The following is a 7,828-nucleotide window of genomic DNA, read 5'->3' as shown; positions in this document are numbered from 1 at the left end:
TTGGTCGCCGATCTGTTCGAAGCCGTACCGGAGCTGGAAAAGACCCTCTGATCCTGCTCATTCCCCTGGCCGGGCCAGCTGTCATCGGCCCGGCGTTTTGCCAACACCCCAGTAGAAAGAAACAAGAACAATGAAAAATCGTCGTACCCCTGTGCTGGTCTCCGGACTGGCGCTGCTGCCCTCGTTCGCCCACGCGGATTTCCTCGCCGACAGCAAGGCCAGCATCGAAGCACGCAACTTCTACTTCAACCGCGACTACCGCCAGAGCGGTGCCGCGCAGTCCAAATCCGAGGAATGGGCGCAGGGCTTCCTGCTGCGCTACGAATCGGGCTACACCGACGGCACCGTCGGCGTGGGCGTCGATGCCCTCGGCCTGCTGGGCCTGAAACTGGATTCCAGCCCGGACCGCTCCGGCTCCGGTCTGCTGCCTTACTCGGCCAGCGACAAGCGCGCCGCCGACGACTACAGCGACCTCGGCCTCACCGCCAAGCTGCGCGTATCCAGGAGCACGCTGAAGGTCGGTACCTTGCTGCCCAAGCTGCCGGTGGTGCAGTACAACGACACCCGCCTGCTGCCGCAGACCTTCCAGGGCGCGCTGGTGGAGTCGAAGGAACTCGACGACCTCGACCTGCAGCTCGGCCAGCTGCGCGAGGTGAAGCAGCGTGATTCGTCCAACGACGAAGACCTGTCGATGACCCGCGGCAACAAGCGCAATATCGTCGCCGGCAGCCACCTCACCAGCGATCGCTTCAACATCGCCGGCGGCACCTACCGCTGGAACAGCCAGCTGAGCACCAGCTATCACTACGCCAACCTCGAAGACCTCTATCGCCAGCACTACGTGAGCCTGGTGCACACGCTGCCGATTGCCGAGGGCCAGTCGCTCAAGTCCGACATCCGCTGGGCACGCTCCACCGACGATGGCGGCAGCAACGTCGACAACCGCGCGCTCAACGCCATGTTCACCTACAAGCTGGGCAACCAGGCGTTCGGCCTGGGCCTGCAGCGCATGTCCGGCGACACCGGCTTCGCCTACCTGTCCGGCACCGACCCGTACCTGGTCAACTACGTGCAGATCGGTGACTTCGCCAACAAGGACGAACGCTCCTGGCAACTGCGCTACGACTTCAACTTCGCCTCCTACGGGCTGCCCGGCCTGAGCCTGATGACCCGCTACCTGCGCGGCGACAACATCGACCTGCTGAACGGCCAGGGCAACGGCAAGGAGTGGGAGCGCGACACCGATGTCGGCTACCTGGTACAGAGCGGCCCGCTGAAGAACGTCGGCTTCAAGCTGCGCAACAGTACCTTCCGCAGCAGCTTCGGCAACGACATGGACGAGACCCGCTTCATCGTCAGCTACACGCTGCCGATCTGGTAACGCGCCAGGCACTACCGAAAAGCCCCGCTCAGGCGGGGCTTTTTCATGTGTTCGACGTGGGCCTTACCACTTGCTGACGTCGACGACGGCCTTGGCGAATGCCGCCGGTGCTTCCTGCGGCAGGTTGTGGCCGATGCCTCCGGTCAGCGTGCGATGCTCGTAGTGGCCGGTGAACTTCGCCGCGTAGGCCTTGGGTGGCGGGTGGAACGCGCCGTTGGCGTCGCCTTCCAGGGTGATGGTCGGCACGCTGATCGGCGGCGCCTTGGCGAGCTTTTGTTCCAGCTCGTCGTACTGCGGCTCGCCTGCCGCCAGGTTCTGCCGCCAGCGGTAATTGTGAATCGTGACGGCGACGTGGTCGGGGTTTTCGAACGCCTTGGCGCTGCGCTCGAAGGTGGCTTCATCGAAGTCCCATTTGGGTGAGGCCTGCTTCCAGATCAGCCGGGTGAAGTCGCGGGTGTTCTTCGCGTAGCCGGCAGCGCCGCGCTCGGTGGCGAAGTAGAACTGGTACCACCAGAGGAACTCGGCTTCCGGCGGCAGCGGTTGCTGGCCGGCGGCCTGGTTGCCGATCAGGTAGCCGCTGACCGCCACCAGCGCCTTGCAGCGCTCCGGCCAGAGGGCGGCAATGATGTCGGCGGTGCGTGCGCCCCAGTCGAAGCCGGCGAGCACGGCCTTGTCGATCTTCAGCGCGTCCATCAGCGCAATGATGTCGCTGGCCACCGCGGCGGGCTGGCCATTGCGCATGGTCTGCTCTGAGAGGAAGCGCGTGCTGCCGTAGCCACGCAGCCACGGCACGATGACCCGGAAGCCTTGTTCGGCCAGCGCCGGCGCTACGTCGACGAAGCTGTAGATGTCGTACGGCCAGCCATGCAGCAGGATCACCACCGGGCCATCTGCCGGGCCGTCTTCGGCATAGCCGATATTGAGCAGGCCGGCATCGATCTGCTTGAGCGCCTTGAAGCTGGTGTGGGTACCGGCCTTCAGTGACGCGGTGGCCTTGCTCTTCTCGCTGGCCGCCAGGGCGACGGCGGGCAATTGGGTGGCGGCGAGTGCTACCGCTGCCAGGCGCATCAGGTCGCGACGGCTGCTATCGAAGTGCTCCGACATGTCTTTTCCTTGTTGGGGTGGGCCGGACAAAGCGTAGGCGAGCATGAATCCTCTGCTGGGAAAATTCCGGGACGAATGGCACGAAAGTGCGTGCTTGAGGGGGTTATTGGCGATTTTTCCCGTGTCGAACCTCTCACCGGGCAAGGAAAAGTCTGGTCAGGGCGCAGGCCCTCGGCTTATAAAACCCCTTCGCCGCTGTAGACCCGCAGGGATGGCGGCCCCACGAGATCAAGGAACGATGATGCGACGAGTCACGATGATTCTGCTCGCCGCCGCCCTGTTGCAGGGCTGCGCGCACCAGAAGACCGGCAAGCAGTGCGAAGACAACTTCAACACCGAAGGCGGCTTCATCGCCGGCAAGACCTTCACCTCCAACGTGCAGTTGGACATGCCATACGCCAAGGTCTTCGACCGGGCGCAGAAGACCCTGGTGAAGGAGGGCTTCACCATCCAGAGCGCCGACGAGAAGAGCGGCACCATTTCCGCCTACCAGGGCGTGATCCTGAGCAGCCGGAATGCGCCGTTGAACATCGTGGTGGAGAAGGCGGGGTCGGGCTCGAAGGTAAGCTATGTCTTCGTCACCCTGGGCGGTATGTACACCACCGAAGGCGCGGTGCGTGACGGCTTCTGCCGGTTCACTGACGGGATTCAGCAGTAAGCCGGCGGGGATTCCTGGCTGGACCTCTGCGGGCGGATGGCGATCGCGGACGGAGTCCGCTCCTACCCAGGTATCAGATTTCGTAGGAGCGGACTCCGTCCGCGATTGGTTGATCCGCGCGCCTGGCTTATTCACGGAGGGGGGCGACAGCATATCGCGGGCGGCGCCCGCTCCTACGCGCGAACCAGCTTCTCCACGAGGCGGCGCGTCAGCGGGGCGATGAGCAGCACCAGCGGGAAGGCGATGCTCCAGCTGCCGAGCCAGGCGCCGAGCCAGAGCCGGGCGAAGCCTGGCGCCAGGCCGACCGCGCGCCCGGTGGCGAGGCCGGAGACCAGCAGGCTCATCACCCCGGACAGAATCAGTGCGAACAGCAGCGGCGCGTAACGGCGCGGGATCATGCGTGGGCCTCCTGCGCGTGCTCGAACTGTGGCTGCTGAAGGCGGCTGAGGGTTTCGGCAAAGTGCTGGCCGAACAAGCGCGCGGTCTTCAGATCGCCGGGGCAGAAGTCCGGCGCGGTCTTGTCGGCCTGGGCCATCAGCCCGGACCAGGAGCCGAGGCGGTTGGCGGCTTCGCCCTCGGGCACGCCCAGGTGCTGCTCGGGAAGGATCGGGTTGCCGGTCCAGAGCATCCCGTGCTGCATGCAGAAGGTGAACAGCGCGATCAGCGTCGATTGCTTGTCGCCCGCCGGCAGCGCCGAGACGGTGAATCCGGCAGCGAGGCGCCCGCGCAGCTTCTGCTGGCGCCAGAGCGGCCCGGTGGCGTCCATCAGGGCTTTCAGCGGCGCTGAGACGCCGCCCAGGTAAGTGGGCGAGCCGAGAACCAGGCCGTGGTAGCCGAGCAGCGCTTGCGGCTGCTCGATCAACTCCTGCGCCTTGAGCAGATGCACTTCATTGCCTGGCACCAGACGAGCTCCGCTGGCGATGGTCCGGGCGATGTGTTCGGTGCGGCCGCTGGCGCTGTGGTAGACGATGGCGATGCTTTTCATGGGGTTCTCCTGTTTCGCACGCAAGGTCAATTCCGCGTCCGGGTTGACCGGAAGGGGCTTTGGCGTGAATCTACAAGTTCAAGCGAACTTGAAGTCAAGAGGTGTTCCATGGATATCGCTGACGTAGCCAGACGCTCCGGCGTGCCGGCATCCACCCTGCGTTTCTATGAAGAGAAGGGGCTGATCGTCTCGCTCGCAAAACCTGGCTCGCGCCGCCAGTTCGCGCCGCAGATTCTCGACCAGCTGGCATTGATCAGCCTGGGGCAGTCGGCGGGTTTCAGCCTGGAAGATATCCGCTCGATGTTTGCCGGCGACGGCAGCACGAACATCGATCGGCAGATGCTGGCGGCCAAGGCGGACGAGCTGGATGCCACGATCAAGCGGCTGCGCGCGATGAGCCGTGGATTGCGCCATGCGGCGGCGTGCCCGGCGCCCAGCCATGCCGAGTGCCCGACCTTCCAGCGCCTGGTGAAGGCGGCGGCGAAGAGTGCGCTGGAGGGGAAGCAGGAACGGGGGCGGTTGAAAAAGGGCAAGACCTGATCGGTGGTGTCTTCGTAGGGCGAATAACCCGGAACGGGTTATCCGCCGACAAGGCGGATAACGCCATAGGCGTTATGCGCCCTACGGAGGTGAAAGTCCTGCGCGGGGCTCGCCCTAACCCTCACCTAGCAGGGGACTGTGCGGTGCGGGATGAAAGCATGGCGTCAGCCGGCACGGACAGTTCCCTCTGAGAGACGGGCTTTCTGTAGGGGGAGTTCCAGCGCGGCTTCCAGCCACTCGCAGAAGCCCACCGCCTGCGCATTGCGCTCGCTCTGCTGATGCACCAGCAGCGACCAGTTCGGCCCGCGCACGGTCTGTTCGCTGAGTGGGGCCAGCAAGCCATTCTGCCGCGCGTCGCCCGCCAGCAACTGGCTCACCAGCGCGATGCCCAGGCCCTGGCTCGCCGCATCCAGCAGCAATCCGGGGTCGGAGAAGTTCAGCCCTTCGCTGCGCTGGCCGACGTCGGCGCCGCCCTGCACCTGCCAGTGCGCCCAGTCCATCTCCCGTTCGCCGTGCAGGGTAGTGCGCGACGGTTCCGCCTGTGCCAGCACGGAAGGGTGGCAGGCCGGGTAGAGGCGATCCTCCAGCAGCACGCGGAAGCGGCATTCGGCCTGTGCGGCGAGGTCGTCACGCACGGCGATGTCGATGGTCTGGGTGGACATGTCCGGGGTTTCGTCGGTGGTCAGCAGCCACAGGTCTATCTGCGGATGGCGCGCGTGGAAGTCGCCCAGGCGCGGCACCAGCCAGTGGCGGGCAAAGGCCGGGGTGGTGTTGACCACCAACTGGTTGGGCTTGCGGTACTGGTCCAGGCGGCGGATGCCCACGGCCAGTTGCTGCAGCATCGATTGCGTGGTGCTGAGCAGGTCAGCGCCGGCGTCGGTCAGCGCCACCTTGCGCCCCGAGCGGTAGAACAGCGGCTGCTCGACAAAGCTTTCCAGGCTGCGAATCTGCTGGCTGATGGCCGACTGGGTGAGGTGCAGCTCCTCGGCGGCCTTGTGGAAGCTGCCCAGGCGCGCGGCGGCTTCGAAGCCGCGCAGGGCGTTCAGGGGAGGCCAGTGTTTGAGCATGATCGATAAGTTCGCCTAATCAGATTTACGCAAAATCTATCGTTTGTTGCCGCGTTTTTACAGGCCTAGGATTGTCATCAGGCGCCGCTTAACCCTTTCCCTCCGATAAAAATTCCTTACCAAAGGTTCGAATATGCATCGCATCGACGATAGGCAGAACGGCTGGCGCATGCCTGCCGAATGGGTCAACCACGCGGCAACCTGGATGGCATTCCCGCATAACCGTCCGCTCTGGGAGGGCGGCTGGCGCGTCACCCTGGAACAGGTGCAGGAAGACTTCGCCGGTGTTGCCAACGCCATTGCCCGTTTCGAACCGGTGAAGCTGGTGGTACACCCGTCCGCCATGACTCGCGCCACCGAGCTGTGCGGGCCGAACGTCGAACTGGTGCCGCTGCCCATCGATGACAGCTGGTGCCGCGATTCCGGGCCGACCTTCGTCTGCCATCCGCAGTTCGGCGTGGCCGGCGTGAGCTGGCGCTTCAATGCCTGGGGCGGCAAGTCCGAGCACACCCTGGACGAGGGCCTGGGCCGCCGCATCCTCAATCACCTGGGCCTGGACTGCTTCGGCACGCCGCTGGCCAACGAGGGCGGGGCGATCCATGTGGACGGCGAAGGCACGCTGATCACCACCGAATCGGTACTGCTCAACCCCAACCGCAACCCCGGCGTGAGTAAGCGCGAGATGGAGGAAATCTTCTCCCGTCTGCTGGGCGTGACCAAGACCATCTGGCTGCCGGGCGACCCGCAGTACGTCACCGGCGACATGACCGACGGCCACGTTGACGGTGTGTGCGCCTTCGCCCGCCCCGGCGTGCTGCTGGTGGACGCCACCCACGACGCTTCCAGCACTTACGCCGAAGTCGCGCGCGAAAACCGCCGTGCGCTGGAGCTGGCCACCGACGCGCAGGGTCGCTCCTTCGAGTTGATCGAACTCTTTGAAGCCACGGCGGCTGTCGACACCGAGGCCGAAGTGTTCTGCGCGTCCTACACCAACTTCTACCTGGCCAATGGCGCGGTGATCATGCCGGCCTACGGCATCGCCGCCGACGACGAAGCCGCGGCAGTACTGGCGCGCGCCTTCCCCGGCCGTGAAGTGGTGCCGGTGCGCATCAACAACCTGGCCCATGGCGGTGGCGGCGTGCACTGCATCACCCAGCAGCAGCCGGCCTGGCCGCTGGGAGGCCTGTGATGGGCAAGCTGAGTGTCGCTGTGCTGCAGTTCCCCTGCAGCTGGGACCTGCCGCGCAACCTCGCCGAAGCCGAGCGCCACGTGCGCGCGGCGGCGGCTGCCGGAGCGAGGCTGATCCTCCTGCCCGAGCTGTTCGCCACGCCGTACTTCTGCATCGAGCAGGACCACGCCCACCTCGCGCTGGCCCAGCCCTACGATGACAGCCCGTTGCTGCAGCGCTTCGCCAGCCTGGCGGCGGAACTGAACGTGGTACTGCCGATCAGCTGGTTCGAGCGCGCCGGCAACGCCTACTTCAACTCACTGACGGTGGCCGACGCCGACGGCCGCCTGCTCGGGATTTACCGCAAGACGCACATCCCCAACGCCATCGGCTACCAGGAGAAGGAGTACTTCAGCCCCGGTGACACCGGTTTCCGTGTCTGGGATACCGCCGTCGGCCGCATTGGTGTGGGCATCTGCTGGGACCAGTGGTTCCCCGAGACGGCCCGCTGCCTGGCACTGCAGGGCGCGGAGCTGCTGCTGTTCCCCACCGCCATCGGCTCCGAGCCGGGTGCCGAGCAACTGGATTCCCGCGACCACTGGCAGACCGCCCAGCGCGGCCACGCTGCCGCCAACCTGCTGCCGGTTCTGGCGGCCAACCGCATTGGCGAGGAAGTGGCGCTCAGCGATGACGCGCTGCGCATGCGCTTCTATGGCTCGTCGTTCATCACCGACCACAAGGGCGCGCTGCTGGCCGAGGCCGGGCGCAACGAGGCGGCCGTGCTGGTACGGGAGCTGGACCTCGATCTGGCCCGCGAGGAGCGCCTGACCTGGGGTGTCTACCGCGACCGCCGCCCGGAAATGTACGGCACGCTGCTCGGCCTCGATGGCCGCCACCTGCACCCGCGCTGGCAAGGAGTCTGACC

Annotated in this window: 9 protein-coding genes; 5 read left to right on the top strand and 4 right to left on the bottom strand. The window is 65.7% G+C overall.

The window, feature by feature from the left end; genetic code table 11:
• The first annotated feature begins 130 nt into the window (after window positions 1-130).
• Window positions 131-1,381: an OprD family porin gene (locus N5C91_RS30820; RefSeq protein ID WP_236200928.1), complete on the top strand. Its 1,251-nt coding sequence runs from the start codon at window positions 131-133 to the stop codon at window positions 1,379-1,381.
• A 63-nt stretch (window positions 1,382-1,444) separates the two neighbouring features.
• On the opposite strand, the gene N5C91_RS30815 is transcribed toward N5C91_RS30820, so the two are convergent.
• Window positions 1,445-2,449 carry an alpha/beta hydrolase gene (locus N5C91_RS30815; RefSeq protein WP_279834215.1) on the bottom strand — a complete coding sequence of 335 codons (1,005 nt, stop codon included), beginning with the start codon at window positions 2,447-2,449 and terminating at the stop codon, window positions 1,445-1,447.
• A 277-nt stretch (window positions 2,450-2,726) separates the two neighbouring features.
• On the opposite strand from N5C91_RS30815, the gene N5C91_RS30810 reads away from it, so the two are divergent.
• Window positions 2,727-3,143 (top strand): hypothetical protein, encoded by a 417-nt coding sequence (locus tag N5C91_RS30810; protein WP_236174058.1) that lies wholly within the window; start codon window positions 2,727-2,729, stop codon window positions 3,141-3,143.
• A 173-nt stretch (window positions 3,144-3,316) separates the two neighbouring features.
• Here N5C91_RS30810 and N5C91_RS30805 read toward each other — a convergent pair whose 3' ends face one another.
• Together N5C91_RS30805 and N5C91_RS30800 are read right to left on the bottom strand one after the other, a co-directional pair.
• Window positions 3,317-3,541: a DUF2798 domain-containing protein gene (locus N5C91_RS30805; protein ID WP_236174057.1), complete on the bottom strand. Its 225-nt coding sequence runs from the start codon at window positions 3,539-3,541 to the stop codon at window positions 3,317-3,319.
• The gene (locus tag N5C91_RS30800) at window positions 3,538-4,128 is read right to left on the bottom strand and encodes a flavodoxin family protein (RefSeq protein WP_279834212.1); all 591 of its coding nucleotides are present in this window, start codon (window positions 4,126-4,128) and stop codon (window positions 3,538-3,540) included. The genes N5C91_RS30805 and N5C91_RS30800 overlap by 4 nt, the downstream gene beginning before the upstream one ends.
• Before the next feature lie 108 nt (window positions 4,129-4,236).
• Between N5C91_RS30800 and N5C91_RS30795 the strand changes: the two genes are divergently transcribed.
• Window positions 4,237-4,668 (top strand): helix-turn-helix domain-containing protein, encoded by a 432-nt coding sequence (locus N5C91_RS30795; protein WP_236174055.1) that lies wholly within the window; start codon window positions 4,237-4,239, stop codon window positions 4,666-4,668.
• Between the two features lie 164 nt (window positions 4,669-4,832).
• Here the strand turns inward: N5C91_RS30795 and N5C91_RS30790 are convergent, their stop codons facing one another.
• Window positions 4,833-5,735 (bottom strand): LysR substrate-binding domain-containing protein, encoded by a 903-nt coding sequence (locus N5C91_RS30790; RefSeq protein ID WP_279834208.1) that lies wholly within the window; start codon window positions 5,733-5,735, stop codon window positions 4,833-4,835.
• A gap of 133 nt (window positions 5,736-5,868) precedes the next feature.
• Between N5C91_RS30790 and N5C91_RS30785 the strand changes: the two genes are divergently transcribed.
• Together N5C91_RS30785 and aguB are read left to right on the top strand one after the other, a co-directional pair.
• Window positions 5,869-6,924 carry an agmatine deiminase family protein gene (locus N5C91_RS30785; protein ID WP_279834207.1) on the top strand — a complete coding sequence of 352 codons (1,056 nt, stop codon included), beginning with the start codon at window positions 5,869-5,871 and terminating at the stop codon, window positions 6,922-6,924.
• Window positions 6,924-7,826 (top strand): N-carbamoylputrescine amidase, encoded by a 903-nt coding sequence (gene aguB / locus N5C91_RS30780; protein WP_279834206.1) that lies wholly within the window; start codon window positions 6,924-6,926, stop codon window positions 7,824-7,826. Before N5C91_RS30785 ends, aguB begins: the two co-directional genes overlap by 1 nt.
• Window positions 7,827-7,828 lie beyond the last annotated feature (2 nt).

Source organism: Pseudomonas sp. GD03903, assembly GCF_029840045.1.
Taxonomy (GTDB): Bacteria; Pseudomonadota; Gammaproteobacteria; order Pseudomonadales; family Pseudomonadaceae; genus Pseudomonas; species Pseudomonas pseudonitroreducens.
The sequence above is the reverse complement of the archived record's forward strand: the minus strand, read 5'-3'. Positions and strand labels throughout refer to the sequence as shown.